This window comes from Nocardia vinacea (genome assembly GCF_035920345.1).
Lineage (GTDB): Bacteria > Actinomycetota > Actinomycetes > Mycobacteriales > Mycobacteriaceae > Nocardia > Nocardia vinacea_A.
This window is the reverse complement of sequence record NZ_CP109149.1, coordinates 3,565,013-3,587,797: the sequence shown is the minus strand read 5'-3', so window position 1 is coordinate 3,587,797 and position 22,785 is coordinate 3,565,013. Positions and strand designations below refer to the sequence as shown.

Sequence of the window (22,785 nt, the reverse complement as noted above, 5' to 3'; positions counted from 1 at the left end):
TGAACAGCGTGGGCTGGCGGATCAAATTCGCCGCGTTACTGCTGGATCTGCCTGAGTTGCACAGTTTCGAGCCCTTCTGTTGTGTTTCTTCGTGGTCGCTTTCATGGATTGTCCGTTGGATGTGGCCCGAAATGCTTCGATCTCGAATATTGGCGTCGGAGGACGATCGTCAATGAACGCGCATTCGAAATCAGGTAGCGCGAATTGTGAAGACAAACGCACGGGCGGTAGATACCTCAGAAAGACCTGGCACCAACGAGTACCTCTGCTCCGAAAGATTGGACTACCAGTCCCGTTTCATCGCCGTGCATTTCCATGTCAGTGATCATCGCAGCGTCTGGTGTCAGTGGGTCTGCGATCCGAACGAGTGCTGCTGGCCGCAGCGGGTCGGTCGAACGGAAACGGATGGTGCGGCCATGTCGCTCAAGATCCGTGACGTTCGTAAGTTCGACTGGTCCGTGATATGCGACGAGTTGACCGAGCACGTTCAGTGACGCAAGATTGATAAGGCTGTTGACATTATCGAAGGAGCGGGTGAACTCGGCGGCCTGTCCGTCGAGTTGACTGACCACCTCCATGACTCGATCGCGGCGGTAGTGGTAACGCCGCATCATCCGTTCTGGATCATGGCGGTCCACGGCCTCGGCGGATATGAGCGGCTTGAGTCTTTGTCGAGCGTGGGCAAGTTGTTGACGGTCTCCTTCGGTTAAGGTTGAGAAAAGTTCGCTGAATGCCAGCCATTCCGGCGCGGTCGTCAGGGCGTCGGCCAGTTCGCGTGCTGCGCGATCGTGGTCCTGTTGTCGCAGTGCGAGTAGCTGGGAGACCCCACGTGGGGTCGAGTCGAATTGCAGGCCACCTTGCAGAGCTTCCCGACGCCAGCCGAGGCCAGGGCTGACCTCGGGCGATGTTAGATGGGTATTCGCGGCCAATTGAGGAACGGGGATCAAGGGATATCCACGGAGGCGCGATCGCAACCACGCGGTGTTGCATTCAGCAGCGAACCCCACAGCCTGCATCTTGGTCAGAAAGTCGGCCGCGCCGGGCGTTTGAAGGTTGACGAGGGGCAACGCCGCACCCATCGGACCCCATTTGTTCGGTAACAGAGGTTCGGTCGAGACAAGGCTTGTGCTGGCGTCGATATTGCGAAGCATCTCAGGGATGCCTTCGACGGAGGAGTTGTTTTCTGGCAGTTGCGTACGCAACTGTTGTATGGTCTCACTTTCCCGCCAGAGTTCGGCAAGCGATCGGGTTGCGTCCCAGACCTTCTTGGTCGACAACGGCCCTCCTCTATGAGTTCATCAGTGGATTGCAGGGCATATCCAGTGTCACAGCCATTTCATCCCGGCGAGATCGTTGATCGCATCGGTCACGATGTCCTTTGCTCTGCCATGAGTACCGGCCAGGAACGAGTCGAGAAATCCGTACCCGGTCCATACATCCTCGTGCACCGTGTCCGGCCCGCGGAGGACGGTAGGAGCAGTTCCGTTGTCGATGAATCGATACCTCAGAGGCCGGTTGCGTTGAGATTGAGGTTTTTGTGTCTCGCTGAGTAGAAACTGGATGCGCGTGGCGCCGATCGCGGTCTGGAGGTCTGTCTCATGACATGCGGGTGCGGTCTGGCCGACCAGTTCGTGCACAGACTCGATCAGGGACGCCGAGTAGCGGTCGAGGATGTCGACCGTCTCGGTGTCGGATGTCGGCACGGCATCGGGACGTTGGTGGTGGGTATCCAGAATCGAGTGCATCCTTTGTTCCCAGATCCGCGTCGCAACGGTCAGTGGACCTCGTTCGGCGTGGAAAGTGAATCCATTTATGCCGATGTTGTCGATGGACTGCTCGCCGAGCCAGCCTTCGACGTCTCCATCAATAGTGACGACCAGGCGATCTGCGCTACTCCAATACGCGATGCGTGGTGGTTGCTGATTCATGGGCAAGAATCGGTCGATGTAGCTGCGAGTGGCTTCATACCAGCGCACAGGATCCGGCGACTGATTCTCGCGTGAGCACAATTTGGGAACCAGGAATGGGAGGTTCTTGGTGATCAAGTCTGCCAAGGCTGTGTCGATTCCGGCGAGTTCGGCGTAGAACTCGATTCGTGTGCGATCGTCGCCGGTCAGTGCGGTCGGCAACGAGGCCAGCCGGCGCTTGTATGCGACTGCGGCGAGATAGTCGGCGAAGGAGTCGTGCAGTGCCCGGACCGTGTCTCCGGTCGAGCGCACGACCAGTCCGCTTTCGAAGCCGAACGAACGGAGGTCGCGGGCTGTGATGTCCTCGCCGCGTTCTGCGAGGGCGTTGGAGGCTCGTTCGATGACTTCGGTCCACTCGATTGCCTCGCAGTATCGGCGTCCCTGGCCTGCCAAGGCGGCGAACGCCATTCCCAATCCTGTCTCTAGAACAGTGACGCCTGGGTACCCGTTTCTTTCGGCCGTGGCGCGGACGTAGCTCTGATACATCGACGCCGGGTCTGTGAATACGTGTCCCTCAAGAACGAGTGTGATACCAACGACGAACAGTTGCGGATTATCGGCCGCTCCTGCAAGAGCATGCTCGACCTGGGCTACAAGTTCGCCGATGATCCGGTCGTTAGACCCATCGCCTGCGATGGTCTTCAGCAGCTTGATGCGGCGCTTGCGATTCAACGGCTCAATGCCCACGCGGATCGATGGCGCGTGGCTGGGAAGCACAGACCGAAGGACTGTCGCGTCCCTTCCTACGAGCACCAGGCCAGCACGGCTATCGGAAGCCAGCAGCTGTCGAAGCTCCTCGGCCAGCGCATCGCGGTCGGGTTTCGGAATCTCCGAGACTCCGTCGATGACGAGGACAACAGTTGGATCCTTGAGCGCTTGGACTCCTGTCGCGGAGTAGGCGCCAGCGAATTCGGGGGTATTGATTCCGTGCGCGACCAGTGAGCCGAGACGTTGTCGGACATAGGCCTCGGCGTCGACGACGATCACGACCTGTCCCTGTTGTGCGGCGGCGTTCTGTATGTGGTGCAACACGGTGGTCTTCCCCGTGCCGGTCGGTCCACTCAGAAGAGGTGTCCGCCCGGTGACCGCGGCGGCGACAAGCTGCACAGGCACCGCCGCGTCCGGCGTGTCTGCGGCGGACTGGGGGGCAATCCTCAGGCAATTCAGGACCATGCCAGGTGGGGGCGACTGTTGAACTGCGGTAGTGAATACGTGTTTCAGTTCATCCGACCACGTAACAGTCGGTACGTACTCGACTCGGTCACCGAGCAGGCTGACGACTTCGGCTCTGGTGACGATGCGTGCCTGCGGGTCCGTCTCACCGCTACGGCCTACCACGATCCGGAGAATCTCTAGCACAACGCCGACCGATCGCTCTTCTGCCTCCATTTCACTTGAGACGTGGGGGAGCAGACCTGCTGCGCGGCGTGCCGCTGAGTCGATCAGCGTGTCGAATCCGGGTGTATCGGCGACGATGGTTGCCCGTCGGCAGACATCGAAGTCGAGCGGCACCCCATGTTCCTGCTCCAGAGTCCGCAGCTGGCTGGCGTCGCCGGCACCTGCGGCCTCGATGGCCTGCTGCACCTCTCGTCCGGTCGGGCCGAGCCTTCCGTCAGTCACGAAAGCGTAGTACGCGTCGGGATAGGCACAACCCAACTCCGACCATCGAGAAAGTTCTGCGACGAGTTCGCCTTTGCCCCAGGTGTATCGCCGATCCCGACGCTTGAACTGCGCGGCCGACACCAGGCTGCCGTCAATCGTGTATGTCTCGATGTCGATCACGTCGTTCGTGGCCTCTACACGAACGAATCCGAGATTTGCGTCTGCCGCGAGGTCGAGGATCCGAAGCACCGCCTGAGCGTGTTGATAGGCGAACCCACCTGCCGCATCGACACCGCTCACCCCTCCCACCTCCTCATCGAATCATCCGCAGTCTCGAATAGCGAAGAGCGAATGCACCCGCTCCAACACGGTGCAGCCATATCCAATCTGACCGAGACCGCTCACTGTGGCGCTCCACTGTAGTGGCCGCCCGGCCGCGTTAACCAGCAGCACGCTGTAGCAGGACCTGAGCTGCACCACATACCGCAGCCGGGAGCCGAATGTGGTCTTGCAGAGACCGTTTCGCGATGATAGTCGCCGTGTGGACCGGAATAGCGCACGTTTGGAATACCGGCACTCCACCAGTTCAAGCACGCTCGTGCGCCGCATCGGCAGCGACAGCTTCCGCGTCCTTGCGGGACGCCTTGTCCTGCAACGCCTGCACCCGGTCGACCTGGCGTACAGCGCGGTCACCTTCGGCAAGCAGGGGCGGGCGCGCGGTGCGATCGATCTGGATCTCGACGTCGAACCCGGCATCCCGCAACGCCTTCGCGGCGGCGTCGATGACGAACTGCTTAGGCTGGCGATCCCGGGAGGACACCACGATCCACATCCCCAGGCTGCGAGCCCAACGCCAATGCCCGACAGCTTTTTTCACCCCCACCATCACTTCATAGGTGCCGTCACCACGGACCGCGCCCTCCAACACGGTGCCTTCCTCAGCGGTATGGGAATCGTCACCACAGTCACCACCACCCTTTCTTGAATATGAACATCGATTGGTTCAATCACCGGCGCCTCTATCAGTACTGCGGGGACATCCCGCCCGCCGAAATGGAGGCCGCCTATTACGCTCAGAACCCAGCCTGGCAACCGGCCGGGCTGTCACACAAGTAGGTCTCCGGACTCACCGGAGCGATTCAGGCGATGGCTTTGGTCGGGTCGCCATCCACACCGATATCGAGGATGCCGAACACGCTCACCCCACCCGCAACCACGCGGATCAGAGAGCCTATTTCGGACTCCACAGTTGCGAGGAATATCGAACGGTGGCGGCAGGTCGGTCGATTGCGGTGTGCGGATTTCTGCCAGCTTCCCGGTGCGAGGTTTCAGGCGTTGGCGTAGCCACCGGCGTTCCACACGTGCCAGCGGAAGTGCTGCGGCGCGAGAGCCTGCCGGGAGGGGATACCCGGTGCTGGTGAGTAGGGCCAGAACGCAAAGCCGCACCGATGGCAATAGAAACCGGCTTGCCACACCGTATGCGCCTTGCGCCGGTCCCCGTACGACTTTGCCGTTGCGACGAATACGGCACACCGCAATGGTGAGCGGGACGGCCCCGGGCGCCGCCAGCATCGCGAAGAAGACGACCATCGCTAGCGCGGTGATCCATCGCGACTCCCCAGGAGCCGGATTGACGATCGAGACGAGTGCCGTCCCTACCCAGCATATTGCTGGCAAGAGCAATCCCAGCGCGATGAAGGTCAGGAGCCCTGCCGGGGGTGCGGGCTGGCTCTCGCGACAGACTCGCCGCGAGTGCCGTTGTGTGAGTACGCTCTACAGTGGCAGTGCCGAACACCGGAACCAGGCCAGTCGAAGTTACCCCGACCCCGGAATAGCTGTTCGTCCCGGAACCCGGCGCGAAGAGTTGAAAATTGTCCCGTCCACCCCCAAGCGCAACCGCAACCCGGCCGTGTCGCTGACGTTGGACAGTGAGCTAAAGGAACGGGTCGAGCAAGCCCTTCAGGCGGTCGATTCAACCTATCGGGAGCATGTTATTGCGTTCCTGCGCTGGTTCATTCGAGACACCGATGAGCTACCTGCACGCCCAGATTATCGACTCCCCCACTTTCCGTACGGCGAGTAGGCCCAACTTAGATACGCAACAAAGACCCTGTTCCAGTCAGTAGTGTTGTGCCGTAACGGTTTCGCGCTACAGGGGAGGTAAGAAGATGTCGAGCAGTGTCTGGCTCCGGATCGAGAGCAGCGGTCGCCGGGAAGTATGGGTCCGCGGGGACGAGGTAATCGCGGTTGCGGTCACGACCAGCGAGGGCTACCGAGACAAGGCCGAGAGCTACGGTGTGTCGGCCACTTGGTTCACACATGATCGGACCAGTTTGGAACTGACAAAAGGCATCAAGTCGCGGACCGAAGCTATGTCGGTCGTCCGCCGTCTCCTGCAGCTCCTGGCGAGCCCTCCTGACGTGGTCGGCCTGATTGCGGTCGATGGCGCATCGGTCACGTTCGAGTCAATGGCGGAGTAGGTCAGATGCGCACATAATCTAACGCAGCTCGACCCGACCCGGATCTACACGAACGCGCCAAAGCAGCTGTCGCGCAGGTCGACTCGAATCTGAACGCACACGTGGTGGCGTTCCTGCGCTGGCTGGTCCATGAGACCGACGATCTACCCAAACGCCCGCCTGTCGACACCAATCTCACGAGATAGCACAACTAGCCTTTGCGGAGTAGTCCGGTGACGCCGGCAAGGAGAACGGCGGTGAAGATCCAGCCCAGGATGCGTAGGGCCGGAATGCTGAGAGTAAGGGCGGTGGGCGCGGTGGAGCTGATGGTCCAGTCAGCTTTGGTTGCTCCGGTCGCGGCGGGGACGACGCCTGCGAGGGCGTAGCTGAAGGCGTTGAAACACGGATAGTCGGGGTATCGGGCGCAGGACTCGGCTGCGGTGATCGATTGAAGTTGGGGCGTGGAGGTTTCGGTGGCTTGAACGGCTGCGGCCTTGTTTGCGGCGGTCCGGTCGGTGGGGACGAAATGTTCCGTGTTGTGGTCGGCGATGAACGTCCCGAGCAGCAGGGCTCCCGCGAGCCACAGGGCAGCCAACAGTGGGTAGTAGCCGTGCCCGGCCAGCGCCAGGTACATCCAGCGCAGCAGTTTCGTCGACCAGGGGGCGTGTGCGGTGGTTTGGTTTGCGGCGGTGAATTGGAGGCGGCGCGCATCGGCCGGATGTCCGTTGCGGTCATAGACCGCAGCCAGTGCGTGCCAGGGTTGGGCGGTGAACTCGTGTCCAGCAGGGGTCGACTTCAGCCATGCTGTCACGGCACCTCGGTCGGTGCGGATCAATCCGTGTACGTCGGTGATCTGCCAACCGGTCGCGATCAGTCGCCCAAGTGGCAAAGACTTCGATGATGTCCGCAGATCAGTGATCGTGGCCCGGGTCAGGTCGACCGTCCCGTCAACGCAAGCTGGTATCAACCTAAGTCTTGTAATGACACAAGACTCAAGGTTAATGGCCTTGCCGTCAGGGTTTGCAAGGCTGGCATCGTTCAGTGCGAGCTGTCCGCCGACATTTGCGCCAATTGCGCGGACTTCCCCTGTCGCGGTGAGCTTGTCAGCGAACAAGTCTCCAGCGATCGTTGCACTATCGAGGTTGAGTGCAACGCCTGCGGGGTTGGCGAGACTGGCGCCAGTCAGTGAAAGCTGTCCCCCCACCTTCGCGCCGATTGCGCGGACTTCCCCTGTCGCGGTGAACCCGTCGCGGGCAACCAGGCTGTCGGCGATCGCCGCGCCGTCGAGGGACAAGGCGTAGCTGCCGGGATTGGCAAGACTGGCGCCTTTCAGCAAAAGCTGCCCGCCGATGGTTGCGCCAATTGCGCGGACTTCCCCTGTCGCGGTGAACCCGTCGTCGGCGAACAGGTTGCCGGTGACCGTCGCCCGATCGAGGTTCAGTGCGACACCGTCGGAATTGACGAGACTGGCACCCTTCAACGAGAGCTCCCCTATGTTCGCGCCGATTGCGCGGACTTCCCCTGTCGCGGTGAACCCGTCGTCGGCGAACAGGTTGCCGGTGACCGTGACGCCGTCGAGGTTCAGTGCGATGCCATTGAGATTGACGAGACTGGCGCCCTTCAGCGAGAGTTGCCCGCCGATGGTTGCGCCGATGGCGCGGATCTGCCCGGCAGCGGTAAACCTGTCTCGGATGAAAAGACCGCCGGTGATTGTCGCACCAGCGAGGTTCAGCGTGATGCCATCAGGGTTAGAGAGACCGGCACCCCTTAGCGAGAGCTGCCCGCCGATGGTTGCGCCAATGGCGTTGATCTCCCCAGTGGCGGTGAGCCTGTCGGCGAACAGGTTGCCGGTGATCGTCGCATGAGCTAGACCAAGCGACCTGATGTGAGAACCGCTGAGGGATAGTTCCTTTAACGTCGCACCGGCAAGATCGACGTGATCCTCGATGAGGCATGTCGTGAGGTGTACAGGGTGCTCGAACTTGACGTTTTCCAGATCGACCGCCCCGGTGATCAGAGCGCCATGGATTCGGATTCCATGAGGATCGACAGCAAGGTTCCGGTTGATCAGGACTGTGCGCAGCGCGGCAGCCGGAATCCGCCGCTCGGGCACCCAGTAGGCGCCACCGGCCGAATCAGAGGCAAACTCTTCTGCAAGATCGAGTACTTCACCCCGCTCAGCTGCCGCGGTAAGTCGTTCCACCCACGACGCAACCTCGTCCGCCTCCACTTGTCCACTCACGAAGACGATCGTTCCGCACTGACCGGAACGCCGTGACGATGTTCGCGACACTGGTCACGCCATCCGCACGCAACTCATGCTTGAGCTGGCTGCGACCGGACAGACCGCGGCGGCATGTACAAGAAACCGGTGCTCCGAGCGGGCGCCGGGAGGCTACTGTTCCCAGGACAACCAAATCTGATAAATGGGTGGGCTTGTGGCACTGCAGGCCGCGACCGAAGCAGTGAAGATCCTTGCGAAATTCGCTGAGTCGCAGCCATCCGTTTTTGGTGATGCGCTGGATCGGGCGAAACGAACACTGGCTGCCCTCGCTAGGCCAGCTGCAGGAGAGTGGGGCCGAGCGTCATTCCCTGTGCAGGTACGCAGAGGGTACGCAGCACTTTCGATCAGAGCCAGCGATCATCCAACCCCACCAACATCGAAACAGCAGGTCAGGTCGCTTCACTAATCCCACCAACGTCTGCAAACACTCAGGTGGTAGTCCGAGCTCTACTTCGAGGTGTACGTCGTTGTAAGCCTCCGACCTGCACACGGAGGTCCATCTGCGGGCGTCCGTCCGCTCGGATTCATGTGATGCTCGGAGTCTGCACGCGCGGAGCGCTCAAGTCGCATCGATTAGTCACGAAGCCGCGCAGTTTGAAACATGGGGCTAGGCTGTGGTTGCTTACCTAATTCTTTCTGATCATGGGTGTGGCAGATTGTCGTCAATTGATTTTATTAGCATTGCGCAGGCAGTTGAGCAGACCCGTAACGAATCTTTGGTCACTTCAATTCTCCCGTCTGTAATCTTAACCTTTGCCAAGCGTATCTTCTTATCCTTATTCGAGTCCAATTGCTTCTTTGTTACTACACCAAGGCCGTGCGCAATAGAGTTTCGAACGTCGATTGCTCGATCGAACTCGCTCCATCCAGAGCAACTCTGTAGGCTGAATCCGTGATGGGCCTTGAAGCAATTTTTGCGCTCATTCCAGCTGGCTGACGATATATCTTGAATGGCCACAGCCAAGTTTTTGAAGAATGAATCAAGAGATTCGACCCGACGATCGAACAAAGCCTCAGACACTGTATCGACGTAAGCTTCGACGATACTGACCATTCGCAGATACTGACTCTGAAAACGAATCTGACGTGGATCGAATCTCGCCCACTTTGCCGCACCTGATGCGCCGGACCATCGGCCACCCTTGACAGGCGGAAGAGACGCAAAGTCAGCGACCGTAAGGTTCAGGAGTCTCAACGCTTCCTCGGTAACATCCCAAGGAACTTTCCGCAGTGATGTCATGAAGCCAGAAGAGCCCGGGTTATGTCATCGGTTTCGCGCAGCCCTGAAACTGCATTCCCTTCTTGCATCGTTGGGTTGATTGGCAAACGGTCTCTTACACCGGCCAGGTATAGAGACTTCACCGCTTCAGGGGCGTCCATGGCTTCTGCCACAGTTTCTACTACTTCCAGGTTTGAAGAGGCCGCCAGTGCCCAGAATGCGGCCCCTCTCAATGGCTCTTTACCAGTAGCAAAGCACTTCTGAACCCATGTTAATCGACTCGCTATAGAGCTTGGGTCTGCATCGGATAGAAGGTCAAGAGCTCGGAGTGCCTCGATCAGCCACACCTGTTGCCAACTATTCAGCGAGACTGATTCGATTATGGAATCAAGAATCTCACCCGCTCGTATTCGATGATCCCCAGAGCCGGCGGCCATCATGTATTTGATTAGATCTGGGGTTAGTGAGGGAACGAAACTGATCAGAAGCTCAATGGAGTCGAAGGCTTCTGCGTTCTGGTCCTGCGCCAATGAATCTAAAGCACGCCGGATTCGGCGAACGTCGTCGCGATCCGCGTTTTTCAGATCTAGGCCGTCGTTTTCTCCGGTAAGGTTGGTCGATTGAATGAAAGCAAGAGCAGAATCTGGAGCTTCGCTGAAATCGTCGGTGTAGTCACCAGCAGCAGCCTCAACATCATCCAGTGAAATTATCCCACCTTCGGGCAACTTGTCGATATCGTACGTACTCAAGAAATATGTCGAGAATTGATATGTGAAGGTTTTCAACTCGTTTATTGCAAGCCCCACCGATCTGGCCGCGCTGTCGAGTGCCTCGATTGCCGCAATCGCTTCGGAAAAGTTCTTACATGCGATTCTGAAGTCATCGTTGAAGCGCCATACGGCGAAGCCTTTCCGGAGAAGGGCTCGCTCAACTTGGTCGATGTAAACCTCCGAAAGTCGGTCCGATGCATGGTACAGCTGGGGTAGTCCCAATGGGCGCCCAGTGACCTCGGAAATCAAATCGATAAGGTGGGAAACTATATCGAAATCGGCACCCTGAGATATGAGTTCATCAGCAAGGATTGAGTGGTCGATGAACTGATAGAAAGACGTCAGATCGGACTTGACAACATACTTTACCTCGGAGTCGAATACAAAGAACAGCACCTTGTTGGCATTGGTGGTCTTCTTGTCGGGCTGAATTTCTCGAGCGTAGGAAACTGGCGATTCAATGAATTCGATATATTTCGCTACGCTTCGGTCTACAACAGGAAGAGTCTGCAATGCGGCAGCTGTTAGCGCATCGTATAGTACCTGTTCCTTGATGCCCCAGAAGGCGACTGGCCGCACTCCATGACCGGGTTTCCGTGCCGTTAGCTCACGCTCTGTTGCTAGTTCCATGCCTCCGCGACAAAGGGATTTGATGTACCGTTCGACACGTGTAATCGTGGCATTATTGACTGTCAGCTGTTCCCAGCCGGGTTCTGAGGGGACAAGGTTGCGTTGTGTGCGCGCGACGCGCACAAGCGAATCCGCGATCTTCAGCTTCTCGAGCACCTCAGTTGTGATTGGACGCACACTCGGAAAACTTAGTGTGCGTCACTCGATTCCACAAAGCTTTGCGTCCACATCATCACCACAGGGACTCGCTACATCTCGCACGCCTAGGACGGCAGCTTGGGCCTAGTGGTGGGGACTGGTAGGGCCAAACGTCCTACATGCGAGGGGGGCGGACGCGCACAACGTGCGCGACGTGCCTGGACGACAGATCGCCATTGCTGGGGGCCAAGTTGGCCTGCGGACTGGGTGAACACTCGTGACAACAGCAACGACGACAATCATGGACCTTCGCTGCTTGCCCGACATAGGGACCACCGCGGGATTCGGACTGACCAGGCGCCTCGCCCATGCCTGGCAGTGTGGGGACCATTTGGGGACCACACGTCATGCGCGGCACTGAACATCCGCAGAACACACGAACTTTCGGACAACCGGCAGAACGTGCTAGACGTGCGCAAATAGCCGATTCCCAGTCCTGGGGGTCAGGTGGTCGCAGGTTCAAATCCTGTCAGCCCGACCAGGTCAGAGGCGGTTTTTCCGCCTCTGTTCTGGCGTTCTCAACCCTCCAGCTTGCCTAGAGGTAGGCGAGCGGGTGAGATCATGGCCGCCACAGGTTGGGTGCATTACGACGCCGGACGACTGGACGCGCGACGCTTCGACGCGAAGGCAGCGCAGACCGCGACGGCCGCGGGCAACGGGATTGCCGCAGCGCATGCCCTGCTCAACGCCAGGATGCTTAGTCTCCAGGGTGGATTCGCGCCGGCGGAGCCCTCCCAAGGACGCGCGGCCCCAGGACGGTATCAACTTGGCTCGTCGCCATGCCCGGCATCGAGGTCTACAACTGGTTGATGGCCAATGGGCCGCAAGTCCCGACCTGGCGCAACGAGGTCACCCTCTCCAGCATCGATAAATTCCAGTCCTACGCCCCGGAAGCGTTCCTACGGCGCGTATCTCCGACACCGTTGCTGATGGTGATCGCCGAGCAGGACACTCTGACATCCGCCGATATCGCGTTGCAGAGCTACGCCGAGGCACTGGAACCCAAACAACTGGCGCTGATCCCCGGCCCGCACTTCGCGGTGTACGAGGAGTTTCAACGAGCCTCCGGCGTCGCCCGTGACTTTCTGCTCGCCAACCTGAGCGGATAGATAACGCCTGGATCTGGCTCGGAATTTGCTCGCGATCTGGATCAGGCGTAAACCGGGTTAGCTGAGCGGCAAGACTGCGGCGACCAGATCACAAGTGCTGGAGCACTCGTCGCCAGCTTGGGCGAGGCGCAGGAATCGAATTCGACAGATCATCGTTCGAATACGACCGAGACTTGCCGCGCGAGTGCGGGAGTATGATCGATGGCGGGAGAATCAGCAGGCAGACCCGACTAGGAGGTCGGCCATGTCGTCGCGTCATCCGCCGCGGTCACCGCGGACAGTTCGATCCCCGGAAACCCTTGAGCGCCTGGAACGCTCGCGTGCGCGTATTCGTGAACGCCGAGAACAGGCACGTCAGCGGGAGCGAGCGATCACCGACGCGGTGAAGCGGTACCTCATCGATTGGCAGGCGATCACGACGTGTGAAGCCAAGCGTGACCAAGAAATCCAGGCGCTGCGCCAGCAGATCAGCGCAGTCGAATCACGAGCCACTGAGGAGATCGCCCGCCACTGCACCGACCAAGCTGTTGCCGCCGCAGTGATCCGTGACCAAGATCAAACCGACGAAGACGTCGCTGATCTGCTCGAAATCAGCGTCAAACAAGCCCGGCAACTGATCACCGCCGCACGCGCAATGGGCGGCACAATGTCGGCGAGCCCATCACCGAAGCCGACCGCCACGCCGACCACCTCTTCCGACTCGATGTTGGATTCAGGCGCTCGCGTAACCACCGGCGTTCCACACGAACCACCGGAAGTGCTGCGGCGCGAAGGCTTGCCGTGACGGAATGCCCGGCGCTGGAGACAAGGGCCAGAACGCGACACCGCACCGATGGCAGTAGAAACCGGCTTGCCATACGGCGTGAGCGCGCCGACGTCCTCGTACGACCTTCCCGTTGCGGCGAATACGACGTACAGCAACGCTGAGCAGGAGGCCGCCAGGCGTCGTCAGGACGACGAAGAAGATCACGGTGGAAAGAGCCGCGACCCACGGTGATACGCCGGGATACGGATCGGCGACCGAGATGATTGCCGGAACGATCCAGCACATCGCTGGCAACAGCAGCACAAGCGCAAAGAAGGTCAGGCGCCCGGCTGGAGTACGTGCGGGCTCGCGGGCCAGACTCCGTGCCAGTGTTGTGGTGTGAGTGCGCTCAACCGTGGCAGTACCGAAGACGGGGACCAGGCCGGTTGAAGCCACACCAACGCCGGAATAGACGTCCGTTCCGGAGCTGGTCGACACACCGTCCGCATTCAACGCGGGCACACTCTGAACCGAGTCGAGCTGGCGGCAGTGTGGACACGTGAGGTCGATGTCCATGCGGGGGACCCCCTCCCAAGCCGTCGCGCTGTAGCGGCGCGTTTGTGGTGCTGATACCTGCAACGAAAGCTCTGTGAGGTATCCAACACCTTCAGCGACCCGCTGTCGAGAGGTATTGGCGTGCTGATGCATTGGTGTCCCTTCCTAGCTGAGGGCTGTGGGCTGAGGCGGATTCGGGCGATCCAGCTGCACGCGGTCCCAGACCCTGATGTTGTCGCGCGTATGGCTTGTGTCTTGTCCTGCACGATCGGTGAAATGAAGCCCTGGGGCGACTGTTGGGAGCGGCTGGAAGCGCCGCTCGAAACGGGTCTGTCATGGGTGAGGTCGCGCCGGTGAACTGCCTGCGGTGCGCGCGGTGGGGTGATGCTCGAAACACGGATCGTGGCAGCACATATCCTGGGGTTGCCCCGAGGAGCGGCATTCGCTGTGGACCAATGTCGAAGAGTTCGTCCCAGTGGCTATCGCCGGCCGCGGGGCAGACCATCTGCCTGACCGCGTCGGTTATGTCGTCATATGGTTCTTCTTTGCCGGCGTGTCCGTTGTGGCGAGGGGGTGGGGTTCCCCGGTGAGGTGGGCGAGCGCGGATGCGACTTCGTTGATTGTTGCCGTGGTGTAGACACCGGTGGGTCCGGCGCTGCCGAGGCCATGGCGGGCGAACTCGCGTGCGATCGCGCCGCCGTAGCGGCGCTCGACCCAGGTGGTTGTGGTGTGGCGCAGCCAGTGGATGGAGATGCCGTGGGTGATGACCCAGGGCAGATATCGGCCGAGACGCTCGAACAGGTAGTTGTAGCGACGGCGAGTGATGGGCTTGCCGTTGCGGGCACGGAGCAGTTGCTCGTTCGGTGCGGCTCCGCGTTGTTCGGCGTGGCGGCACAGCGCGCGCATCAGTGTGGGGGAGACCGGCTGCCATTGTTCGGTGCCGCCTTTCTCCCGTAAGAGAATCACCGACTGCACGGGATCGAGATCTCGAGGACGCAAGGCCAGTGCACCGCCACGGCGGCAGGCGGTTTCGGTGTGCAGGCGCAGCAGCAGGGTGTCGAGCTGCGGGTCGTTGCCGGTGGTAGCGGCGACGCGGTTGATCTCGGTGAGGATGTCTTCGGGCAGTGCACGCCGATTGGATCGGGTGCGCCGGGGTTTGGTCAGCCTCGCGGCCGGGTTGTCGCGTGGGTCGATGATCCGGTTGTCTTCGGCGTGCTTGTAGACCCGGCGCAACGCGTCGATGACGTGGCGGACGACTTCCCGTCCGTCTCGCCCGTTGCGGCGGATCAGTCGCTGGGTCTTGATCACCTCGCACAACCGCTGCAGCTCCACGGGAGTCGGCTCGTTCAATGCCCGCTCGGCCCACCCTGGCTGGGCAAGAATCTTGGTCCAGTATGTCTGGTAGTGGTCGCGAGTCCGGCTCGCGGGCATGCTGTCGGCGACGACTGGGATGTAGTCACCGAAGGTCGGCACGCTTGTGGCCCGACCGGTGTCGTCACTGAGCTCGGCGACGGTGAGATCGAGCCGCTCCATCATCATCCGGACCGCGGCGATGTCGGCGTCGCTGCGCGCGCTCATCGCCTTACCCCCTCGCAGAAGCGCTGAGCGGCCATCTCGTCGAGGACATGCGGTGGGAAAACCACCAGCAGGCGTTGATCAGGATCGGCGGCCAACAGGACCCTGTCGTGATGTTGGATGCCCGCGGCGCGCCGTGCATGGGCGGGCAAGGACAGATGCCCATGCTTGGTGACCCCGCGGCGGCCGTAGCCGGGCCGGGTGATCACGATCAGCCCTGCGGCGATCCGCCACGACAGGAGGTCACCCGGGTGCCAATCCAGCGCTGCTAGAACGGCTTTGTCGACCACGCGCCCGTTGGTGTCGACCGGCCGCACGCTGTACACCGCGGTGTGTGCTGGTGGTTGCTCGATGCTCGCCATCGGCAGACCGGCACCGATTCCGCCGCCATCGCCACCGCCGAGCCCGATGGCGGAGAAGGAAGGTATCAGCGGAGATAATGTGTCATCGGTCACATCGACCACCGCCGAATGGAGCAAACCCGCAGGTGACGGTGTACGGCCAGGACAGGGTGTCCAGGCGATGCCCGGACCCGATTTTGGGGGCATAAATGCCACAATTAGGTGTCCGGAGGGGGACTTGAACCCCCACGCCCGATAAAGGGCACTAGCACCTCAAGCTAGCGCGTCTGCCATTCCGCCACCCGGACGGGTGTTGCTGAGCAAGGGTAACGGATGGGTAGGGGAGTGTTGAAATCGGTTGGGTCAGTGGGTGCCGGCGACTCGTTCGATCACTGGACGCCAGGACTCGACGGAGGCGACTCGAAGGCCGCCCACTTTGCCCGCGTCGTCGGCGCGGCGGAGGGCGAGGGCGGCGGTGAAATCGGGATCGGTTCGGAATTCATGCCGCATTGGGTGCTCGCCCGAACCCGGTCCGTGCCGCACCGAGTTCTGAGATCGATGTGGCAGGCTGGCCGCATGCGTGTTGCCGTTGTTGCCGGGCCGGATCCCGGCCATGCGTTTCCGGCGCTGGCGCTGTGCGAACGCTTCCTGGCCGCCGGTGATGATCCGGTGCTGTTCACCGGACCGCGTTGGTTCGACGCCGCCAGGCAGGCGGGCATCGCGGTGCGCAGACTCAAGGGGCTCGCGCCGCGCACGGTCGACGACGACAATGATGCCGGTCAGCGCATTCATGAGCGTGCGGCGCATATCTCGACCGAAATCCTGCCCGATCTGAGCGCGATGCTGCCGGAGCTCGTGGTGTCGGATGTGCTGACCGCGGGCGGCGGGATGGCTGCCGAGCGGCTCGGGGTGCCGTGGGTCGAGCTGTCGCCGCATCCGCTGTATCTACCGTCGAAAGCGTTGCCGCCCATCGGAAGTGGCCTCGCGCCGGGGGAGGGGGTGCGCGGCCGCCTGCGTGACGGCGTGTTGCGCACCATGACCGCCCGTGCCGTTCGCAACGGTCTGCGTCAGCGCGAGCAGGCCCGCGAAAGTGTCGGATTGCCCGGTACCGATCCGGGCCCGGCGGCCCGCCTGATCGCCACCCTGCCCGCCCTCGAGGTGCCGCGCCCCGACTGGCCTGAGCACACCCACGTCGTCGGCCCACTGCTGTGGGAGCCGACTCCTGAAATCCTCGAGCCACCGCTCGGCGATGAGCCGCTGGTCATGGTCGCACCGTCGACCGCGCATACAGGTGTCGCGGGCATGGTCGAAACCGTGCTCGCCGCATTGGACGGAGTGGGCGTCCGGGTGGCCATTTCGATGCTCGACACCCCGCCCGCCGACCTGCCGCCATGGGCAACGGCCGGACTCGGTCGTCAGGACGAACTGCTCACCCACGCGTCGGTCGTGGTGGGCGGCGGCGGCCACGGTCTGCTCGCGAAATCCCTGCTCGCGGGTGTGCCCATCGTGACGGTCCCCGGCGGCGGCGACCAATGGGAACTCGCCAATCGCGCTGCCCGCCAAGGTAGTTCGATCCTGGTCCGCCCGTTGACTGCCGATGCGGTGCGTACCGCGGTCCTCGATCTGCTCAACACCCCCGACTACACGGCCGCGGCGCAACGAGCGGCAGTAGGTATCGGGCAAGTCGCCGACCCGATCCGTATCTGCCGCGAAGTTCTCAGCGTGCGGACCCACTAGAGGGGTTTGGCCTGTTCACCCGTTCCTGAGCTGATTCTGCGGAATTCGCGCAGGAAATGCGCTGACGCCAATCGAACGGCCCGAGTGAAGGCTCCCAGCGGCGCGAGTATCTTGAATACGGTGCGGTTGACCGAGTTCCAGGAGCTGTTGCACACCGAGTTCGGTGTGTCCCGCGGCGATGCGCTGCTCAGGGACCACACCATCCCGGCATTGGGCGGGCGGACGGGCGTCGCCGCCATCGAGGCGGGCCTCGACCCGCGTGACGTGTGGCGCGCGCTCTGCGCCGACTTCGACGTACCGAGATCACGCTGGTGAGCGATCACGGATACCGCTTCGACGAGCGGCTGCGCATGATCCCCATCGATCATGCGCAGCTGGCCGCTCGCGTTGCGACCGCGCGGCCCGTCGACTTCGCCGAATTCCGCAAGATCGGCATCGAGCTGATGCTGCTCGGCCGCTACGTCGAGGCCCTCGATCACCTCGATCGCGCCCTCGAACTCGCCGATAGTGACTATCGCCGGATGTCGGTCTGGATCAACCTCGGTGATGTCTACCGCTATTGGGGTGACACCGTCACCGCCGAAACGCTGTATCGCCGAGCCGTGGACCGGGCCGACGACTCCGAGGTGCTCTCCTTCGCGCTGCAGCACCTGGGCAAGGCCCTTGCCGAACAGGGCAGACTCCCCGAGGCCAGGGCGCGGCTCACCGAGGCGTTGAAACTGCGCGTCGTCGAGGGGGATGCCGAGCTGATCGAAGCCACCTGCTCCACCCTCGACCTGCTCGATGATCTGCCGACGACATTGCCGCCGAAGGTCGCCGCGGTGCTGGGTGAGGACCCCGCGTGGTCGGAGGAACACGAGGGAATGAGCGGCGATGTCGCGCACGTCGACGGTGCGTACTGGGTGAAGCGGGGACCGAAGGCCGCGGCCGAGTATGCGCGGCTGAATTGGTTGCAGGGCAAAGGGATTCAGCTACCCGACGTTGCTGTGTTCGAAGAGGATGTGCTGGTTCTCGCCGACGCGGGTCTGCCGAGTCTGGCTGCTGAACCGACAGAATCGGTGGGCGCGGTCATGGGCTCGCTGCTGCGGCGTCTGCATGACATTCCCGTTGCCGAGTGCCCGTTCGACGGCAGGTTGGATGTGATGCTGGCCCAGGCGCGGCGCCGTGTGCTCGAGGGTTTGGTCGATGTCGACGACTTCGACGACGACAATCGAGGGCTGACGCCGGAACAGATCTACCAACGACTGCTCGCCGAACGTCCGCCGGAGGAGGATCTCGTTGTCGCGCATGGTGATTTCACCCCGTCCAATGTGCTGGGCGGCGGTCTACTGATCGACGTCGGCGGTTTGGGTATTGCGGATCGGTACCGCGATCTGGCCCTGGTCGAGCGCGACCTGCGCGAGGACTTCGGTACCGACGAATTGAGCGCGTTCTACGCCGCCTATGGGCTCGCCGAGCCGGACCGGCGGCGACTGGGCTACTACCGGACGCTCGACGAACTCTTCTGAGCTCAGGCTTTTTTCGCGTAGTGGCGTGCGGCCTTGGTGCGGTTGCCACAGGTCGCCATCGAATGCCATCGGCGGGTGCCGTTTTTCGAGGTGTCGTAGAAGAACAGGACGCAGTCCGGATGGGCGCACTGGCGGATCCGGTCGGGCGCCTCGGCCAGTAGTCGCAGCAGGTTGTCGGCGGCGAGCCAGCCGGGGAGCCAGGTGGTTTCGGGTACGTCGACGATTTCGGCGGGGCCGGTGTCGGTCAGCATGCGTCGGATCCGGCCGTGGTCGAGGATCTCGTTGAGCGCGGTGTGTGAGGTGTGTTTCACGGTGTCGTAGATGGCAGTACGGGCGGCGAGTATCGCCTGCAGGGTCCGCTCGTCGGCATTCGCGCGAGCGTCGAGTCCGGCTGAGGTCAGCCATATGCCCAAGCCTGCGACATCGGTGAGCAGATCCTGTGGTCCGTCCTGGATCCACCGGGTGTTCAGCAGGTCGAGTGCCAGCGGTTCACCGACGTGGGGGCGTGGATCGGGCATACCTGAGGGTAACGATCTTCCTTTCGTTGCCAAGGCAACCACCGCCGTTCTAACCAGTTAACTAGATTTTAGAGGTTGACTGTCTTCCGGCTTCTAGTTATGTTCTAACTGGTACATCTGCTTAGAGCGGTTACAAATTCCGAGGAGGATCACGATGACCACAGCCATCGCGCCCGAACTGGCCACCGGACACATCGGCCTGAACGTCTCCGACCTGGACCGATCGGTGGACTTCTATCGCCGTGCATTCGGTTTCGAGCAGCTCGCGGCCAGCGCCGACGACGACGAAAAGCGGTGGGCCTTCCTCGGCGCAAACGGCAAGCTAGTGCTGACCCTCTGGCAGCAGTCCGACGGCGCGTTCTCCACCGAAACCCCTGGTCTGCACCATCTTTCGTTCCATGTCGACACCATCGAACAGGTGCGTTCGATCGAGGCGCTGCTGCGTGAACTCTCGGTGAGCTTCGCCCACGACGGGGTGGTCGCACATGGCGAGGGTGTCGCCTCGGGGGGCATCTTCTTCGTCGACCCCGACGGTATCCGCCTCGAGATCTACGCACCCACGGGCGCCGAATCCGCTCCCGCGCCCAGCGGTGCCGCCCCGACGTGTGGATTCTTCTGAGCCCGGATGCTGTTGAACACCGTGATGTCTCACTTTCATTCGGGCGAGGTCGCCGTGCAGCAGCGAATGGGCCAGGCGCATATCGCCGACCGGGTGGGACGGATGATTCGTGCCGACATCCCGGATATCGCGGCGGGTTTCCTGGCGGAGCAGCCGATGGTCGTGATCGCGGCTGCGGACCTCGACGGACGGATGTGGGCAGGCGCGGTGGTCGGGTCGCCGGGATTCGTGCACGTCGTCGATGCCGAGACGATCGCAATCGATGCATTTCCGGCAGCGGGAGATCCGCTACACGAAGCACTTGCCCGCCCTGCCCGGATCGGCATGATCGCGCTACAGCCTGAGCGGCGCAGGCGAATGCGCGTCAACGGATTCGCTGCTCCGGCGGAGGCGGGGCTACGGATTACCGTCGAGCAGGTGTATTCGAACTGCCCGAAGTACATCTCGCGCAGGCAAATCGAATCGTATCGCCCCGATATCGACCTACCAGCGCCCCGGCACGGCACGGAACTCGATGCGCGGCAGCGTGCACTGATCGCCGCGGCGGACGCCTTCTTCGCCGCCACCGCGGATACCGACGGCAATGCCGACGCCTCCCACCGTGGCGGGAATCCCGGCTTCCTGCAGGTGCTTTCGCCGACTCGGCTGAGATGGCCGGATTACCAGGGGAATTCGATGTTCATGACACTCGGGAACATCGCGGTGAACCCACGTTGCGGCATCCTGATCCCGGAGTGGACCACCGGCGGAACCCTCCAACTCACCGGAACCGCCGAATTGTCCTGGGCGCCGGAAACCTTCACCGCCGGAGCTCAGTGCTCGATCGACTTCACCATTACGGAAGTGATCGAAATCCACGGCGCGGGCCCCCTCCGCTGGGGTCCCGCCGAACTTTCCCCGGTCAACCCCTGACCCCGATCCCCGAGAAGAGAATTGCAAATGCGACCTCCGCTGCCACCATTCGACCGGGAATCCGCCAAGGCCAAGGTGCGCGCCGCCGAGAATGCCTGGAACACCAGGGATCCCGAGCGCGTCGCCGCCGCCTACACCGAGGATTCGGTGTGGCGCAATCGTGACGAGTTCTTCACCGGTCGCGCCGCCATCGTCGAATTTCTCACCCGAAAGTGGTCCATCGAAAACGGTTACGCACTGCGTAAGGATCTCTGGGCATTCGAAGGCAACCGCATCGCGGTCCGCTTCCAGTACGAATGGCATGACGAATCCGGCCAGTGGTGGCGCAGTTACGGCAATGAGCAGTGGGAGTTCACCCCGGAAGGCCTGATGTCGCGGCGCGAGGCCAGCATCAACGATGTCCGCATCGACGAATCCGACCGTCGCATCCCGGGCCTGCGCCCGGAAGGCGACGAATCCGTTCTGCCGCAGCAGTAATCGGCAGGTACCGGGCACCCGTTGCCAGACCGGGCATCCCACGTGCGGGTGCCCGGTTGGTGTATGGGGTGCCCGGCCATGCCTGATGGTCGCGCCGGTGGGGCTCAGGCGGCGACGGTCTCGGGCTGAACCGCGGCATCGGCAGCATGTCGCTGACGGTGGAACAGTCCGAATGCGATCACCCCGAATACGATTCCGACTCCGGCCGCGACACTGAATGCCGCATCCAACCCATCCACGAACCGCGACAATGTCATCGGGTGACTGTCGTCGGCGACTTCGCGGAATACGGTGCCCAGCACCGCGACTCCGAGAGCGAGGCCGAGCTGTCGTGCGGTATTCACCGCGCCCGCGGCGATCCCGCCTTGCTGCGGCGGCACCGCCGCCATCCCCACCGCGACCAGCGCAGGTGCGTTGACGCCGATCCCGGCACCGATCACCACGAATCCAGGAACCAGTGCGGCCCAAGATGATTCGGTATCGATGATCGTGAGCAGGCCGGTGCCGATGCCGACCAGCACCAGACCCGCTCCGATCGTCCACTTCGGCGAAACGTCGTGCAGCAGTTTGCCGAATGCGCCGGCGACCACGAACGCTGTCGCCGCCATCGGCAGCATGGCCAGTCCGGCGTGCATGGGTGACATATGCAACTGCTGCTGCAGCCAGAGCGAAATCAGGGGTGTGGCGGCGAAGGCGGCGAACGTCTGGCCGGACGCGGAGACAAGGGTCGCCCCGAAGTTGCGATTGCCGAGCAGTGCCAGCGGGAACATCGCTGCCGCACTGTGGGATTCGACGAATACGAAGGCCAGCAGTGCGACCGCGCCGAGCGTCAGGGCGAGCAGCGTAGGGCCATCGGACCAGCCGTGTTCGCCGCCGCGGATGACGCCGTAGGTGACCGCCGTCGCGGCGGTCGCGAACGCGAGCATGCCCGGCACATCGATGACCCGATCCGCCTGCCGCGGCGACGGCTGGAACACGATGGCGGTCAACACGATCGCCAGTACCGCGATCGGCAGATTGACGAAGAAGATCCACCGCCAAGACAGTGCCTCGGTGAGCACACCGCCGAGCACCACACCGATTCCGGCCGCCGCACCCGACACCGCACCCCAGATGCCGAAGGCGACACCCCGATCACGGCCGGTGTAGGTGGAGTGCAGCAGCGACAGTGTGGTCGCAAACATCGCGGCCCCGCCGATGCCCTGAAGTGCGCGCGCCGCAATGAGGCTCGCCGAGGTATCGGCGATCCCGCAGATCAGCGATGCGATCGCGAAAACGACGAGTCCGGCGAGATAGGCGCATTTCGCGCCGACCCGATCGGCCAGCGAACCGAGCACCAGCAGCAGCGCGGCCAGCGCGAGCGCGTATCCGTCCATTACCCACTGCAGTCCGGACAGACCGGTGCCGAGATCGGCGGCGATGTCGGGCAGCGCGACATTGACGATGGTGACGTCGATGAGCAGCATCAGCGTGCCCAGGCACGCGGCGAATAAGGGCAGCCATTTCCTCACGGGAGCCTCCGAGGCGATTCGAATGATATCGACACTCAGGGTGCGCCAG

Annotated in this window: 21 protein-coding genes and 1 tRNA gene; 9 read left to right on the top strand and 13 right to left on the bottom strand. The window is 62.2% G+C overall.

The window, feature by feature from the left end:
* Positions 1-236: 236 nt before the first annotated feature.
* From OIE68_RS16725 to OIE68_RS16715, 3 genes are all read right to left on the bottom strand, one after another.
* Entirely contained in the window at positions 237-1,277 is a 1,041-nt protein-coding gene (locus OIE68_RS16725) for a hypothetical protein (RefSeq protein ID WP_327100274.1), read from the bottom strand.
* A gap of 48 nt (positions 1,278-1,325) precedes the next feature.
* Positions 1,326-3,749, bottom strand: coding sequence for an ATP-binding protein (locus OIE68_RS16720; protein ID WP_327100273.1), 2,424 nt, complete (start codon positions 3,747-3,749; stop codon positions 1,326-1,328).
* Positions 3,750-4,155: 406 nt separating this feature from the next.
* Positions 4,156-4,497, bottom strand: a complete 342-nt coding sequence (locus OIE68_RS16715; RefSeq protein ID WP_327100272.1) for a hypothetical protein — start codon at positions 4,495-4,497, stop codon at positions 4,156-4,158.
* A 702-nt stretch (positions 4,498-5,199) separates the two neighbouring features.
* On the opposite strand from OIE68_RS16715, the gene OIE68_RS16710 reads away from it, so the two are divergent.
* A complete protein-coding gene (locus OIE68_RS16710; protein ID WP_327100271.1) occupies positions 5,200-5,652 on the top strand; it encodes a hypothetical protein in 453 nt (150 codons plus the stop codon).
* A 587-nt stretch (positions 5,653-6,239) separates the two neighbouring features.
* On the opposite strand, the gene OIE68_RS16705 is transcribed toward OIE68_RS16710, so the two are convergent.
* From OIE68_RS16705 to OIE68_RS16695, 3 genes are all read right to left on the bottom strand, one after another.
* Positions 6,240-8,270: a hypothetical protein gene (locus tag OIE68_RS16705; protein ID WP_327100270.1), complete on the bottom strand. Its 2,031-nt coding sequence runs from the start codon at positions 8,268-8,270 to the stop codon at positions 6,240-6,242.
* 682 nt (positions 8,271-8,952) lie between these two features.
* Complete coding sequence (locus OIE68_RS16700; RefSeq protein ID WP_327100269.1) at positions 8,953-9,552, bottom strand: hypothetical protein; 600 nt, start codon at positions 9,550-9,552, stop codon at positions 8,953-8,955.
* Entirely contained in the window at positions 9,549-11,087 is a 1,539-nt protein-coding gene (locus tag OIE68_RS16695) for an RNA-directed DNA polymerase (protein ID WP_327100268.1), read from the bottom strand. The genes OIE68_RS16700 and OIE68_RS16695 overlap by 4 nt, the downstream gene beginning before the upstream one ends.
* 821 nt (positions 11,088-11,908) lie before the next feature.
* Here OIE68_RS16695 and OIE68_RS16690 point away from each other — a divergent pair.
* Together OIE68_RS16690 and OIE68_RS16685 are read left to right on the top strand one after the other, a co-directional pair.
* A complete protein-coding gene (locus OIE68_RS16690; RefSeq protein WP_327100267.1) occupies positions 11,909-12,238 on the top strand; it encodes an alpha/beta hydrolase in 330 nt (109 codons plus the stop codon).
* 244 nt (positions 12,239-12,482) lie between these two features.
* Positions 12,483-13,022 carry a hypothetical protein gene (locus OIE68_RS16685; RefSeq protein ID WP_327100266.1) on the top strand — a complete coding sequence of 180 codons (540 nt, stop codon included), beginning with the start codon at positions 12,483-12,485 and terminating at the stop codon, positions 13,020-13,022.
* Here the strand turns inward: OIE68_RS16685 and OIE68_RS16680 are convergent.
* From OIE68_RS16680 to OIE68_RS16660, 5 genes are all read right to left on the bottom strand, one after another.
* On the bottom strand, positions 12,951-13,559 hold the full coding sequence (locus tag OIE68_RS16680) for a hypothetical protein (RefSeq protein ID WP_327100265.1): 609 nt from the start codon (positions 13,557-13,559) through the stop codon (positions 12,951-12,953). The genes OIE68_RS16685 and OIE68_RS16680 overlap by 72 nt on opposite strands.
* Before the next feature lie 501 nt (positions 13,560-14,060).
* Entirely contained in the window at positions 14,061-15,116 is a 1,056-nt protein-coding gene (locus tag OIE68_RS16675; protein WP_327100264.1) for a site-specific integrase, read from the bottom strand.
* Complete coding sequence (locus tag OIE68_RS16670) at positions 15,113-15,568, bottom strand: hypothetical protein (protein ID WP_327100263.1); 456 nt, start codon at positions 15,566-15,568, stop codon at positions 15,113-15,115. Before OIE68_RS16670 ends, OIE68_RS16675 begins: the two co-directional genes overlap by 4 nt.
* A gap of 109 nt (positions 15,569-15,677) precedes the next feature.
* Positions 15,678-15,762 (bottom strand) — tRNA-Leu (locus OIE68_RS16665).
* Positions 15,763-15,817: 55 nt separating this feature from the next.
* Positions 15,818-15,964: a hypothetical protein gene (locus tag OIE68_RS16660; protein ID WP_327100262.1), complete on the bottom strand. Its 147-nt coding sequence runs from the start codon at positions 15,962-15,964 to the stop codon at positions 15,818-15,820.
* 66 nt (positions 15,965-16,030) lie between these two features.
* Here OIE68_RS16660 and OIE68_RS16655 point away from each other — a divergent pair, with 66 nt between their 5' ends.
* The 3 genes from OIE68_RS16655 to OIE68_RS16645 all read left to right on the top strand — a co-directional run bounded on the left by OIE68_RS16655 (position 16,031) and on the right by OIE68_RS16645 (position 18,699).
* The gene (locus tag OIE68_RS16655; protein WP_327100261.1) at positions 16,031-17,191 is read left to right on the top strand and encodes a glycosyl transferase; all 1,161 of its coding nucleotides are present in this window, start codon (positions 16,031-16,033) and stop codon (positions 17,189-17,191) included.
* A gap of 120 nt (positions 17,192-17,311) precedes the next feature.
* Positions 17,312-17,506, top strand: a complete 195-nt coding sequence (locus tag OIE68_RS16650; protein ID WP_327100260.1) for a DUF3046 domain-containing protein — start codon at positions 17,312-17,314, stop codon at positions 17,504-17,506.
* Positions 17,503-18,699, top strand: coding sequence for a phosphotransferase (locus OIE68_RS16645; protein ID WP_327100259.1), 1,197 nt, complete (start codon positions 17,503-17,505; stop codon positions 18,697-18,699). The genes OIE68_RS16650 and OIE68_RS16645 overlap by 4 nt, the downstream gene beginning before the upstream one ends.
* 2 nt (positions 18,700-18,701) lie before the next feature.
* Here OIE68_RS16645 and OIE68_RS16640 read toward each other — a convergent pair whose 3' ends face one another.
* Positions 18,702-19,217 carry a CGNR zinc finger domain-containing protein gene (locus OIE68_RS16640; RefSeq protein ID WP_327100258.1) on the bottom strand — a complete coding sequence of 172 codons (516 nt, stop codon included), beginning with the start codon at positions 19,215-19,217 and terminating at the stop codon, positions 18,702-18,704.
* Between the two features lie 154 nt (positions 19,218-19,371).
* On the opposite strand from OIE68_RS16640, the gene OIE68_RS16635 reads away from it, so the two are divergent.
* Genes OIE68_RS16635 through OIE68_RS16625 form a run of 3 tightly spaced genes read left to right on the top strand, consistent with a single transcriptional unit; the run spans position 19,372 to position 21,225 of the window.
* The gene (locus tag OIE68_RS16635) at positions 19,372-19,836 is read left to right on the top strand and encodes a VOC family protein (RefSeq protein WP_327100257.1); all 465 of its coding nucleotides are present in this window, start codon (positions 19,372-19,374) and stop codon (positions 19,834-19,836) included.
* Between the two features lie 24 nt (positions 19,837-19,860).
* Complete coding sequence (locus OIE68_RS16630) at positions 19,861-20,748, top strand: pyridoxamine 5'-phosphate oxidase family protein (RefSeq protein ID WP_327101703.1); 888 nt, start codon at positions 19,861-19,863, stop codon at positions 20,746-20,748.
* A gap of 27 nt (positions 20,749-20,775) precedes the next feature.
* Positions 20,776-21,225 carry a nuclear transport factor 2 family protein gene (locus tag OIE68_RS16625; RefSeq protein ID WP_327100256.1) on the top strand — a complete coding sequence of 150 codons (450 nt, stop codon included), beginning with the start codon at positions 20,776-20,778 and terminating at the stop codon, positions 21,223-21,225.
* A 104-nt stretch (positions 21,226-21,329) separates the two neighbouring features.
* Here OIE68_RS16625 and OIE68_RS16620 read toward each other — a convergent pair whose 3' ends face one another.
* The gene (locus OIE68_RS16620) at positions 21,330-22,736 is read right to left on the bottom strand and encodes an MFS transporter (RefSeq protein ID WP_327100255.1); all 1,407 of its coding nucleotides are present in this window, start codon (positions 22,734-22,736) and stop codon (positions 21,330-21,332) included.
* Between the last annotated feature and the right edge of the window lie 49 nt (positions 22,737-22,785).

Excerpts from the sequence above, each read along its gene's own strand:
- OIE68_RS16635 (WP_327100257.1), top strand. The coding sequence starts at position 19,372 with ATGACCACAGCCATCGCGCCCGAACTGGCCACCGGACACATCGGCCTG.
- OIE68_RS16660 (WP_327100262.1), bottom strand. The coding sequence starts at position 15,964 with ATGCGGCATGAATTCCGAACCGATCCCGATTTCACCGCCGCCCTCGCC.
- OIE68_RS16685 (WP_327100266.1), top strand. The coding sequence starts at position 12,483 with ATGTCGTCGCGTCATCCGCCGCGGTCACCGCGGACAGTTCGATCCCCG.
- OIE68_RS16680 (WP_327100265.1), bottom strand. The coding sequence starts at position 13,559 with ATGGACATCGACCTCACGTGTCCACACTGCCGCCAGCTCGACTCGGTT.
- OIE68_RS16675 (WP_327100264.1), bottom strand. The coding sequence starts at position 15,116 with ATGAGCGCGCGCAGCGACGCCGACATCGCCGCGGTCCGGATGATGATG.
- OIE68_RS16640 (WP_327100258.1), bottom strand. The coding sequence starts at position 19,217 with ATGCCCGATCCACGCCCCCACGTCGGTGAACCGCTGGCACTCGACCTG.
- OIE68_RS16625 (WP_327100256.1), top strand. The coding sequence starts at position 20,776 with ATGCGACCTCCGCTGCCACCATTCGACCGGGAATCCGCCAAGGCCAAG.
- OIE68_RS16630 (WP_327101703.1), top strand. The coding sequence starts at position 19,861 with ATGTCTCACTTTCATTCGGGCGAGGTCGCCGTGCAGCAGCGAATGGGC.
- OIE68_RS16690 (WP_327100267.1), top strand. The coding sequence starts at position 11,909 with ATGCCCGGCATCGAGGTCTACAACTGGTTGATGGCCAATGGGCCGCAA.
- OIE68_RS16700 (WP_327100269.1), bottom strand. The coding sequence starts at position 9,552 with ATGACATCACTGCGGAAAGTTCCTTGGGATGTTACCGAGGAAGCGTTG.
- OIE68_RS16655 (WP_327100261.1), top strand. The coding sequence starts at position 16,031 with ATGCGTGTTGCCGTTGTTGCCGGGCCGGATCCCGGCCATGCGTTTCCG.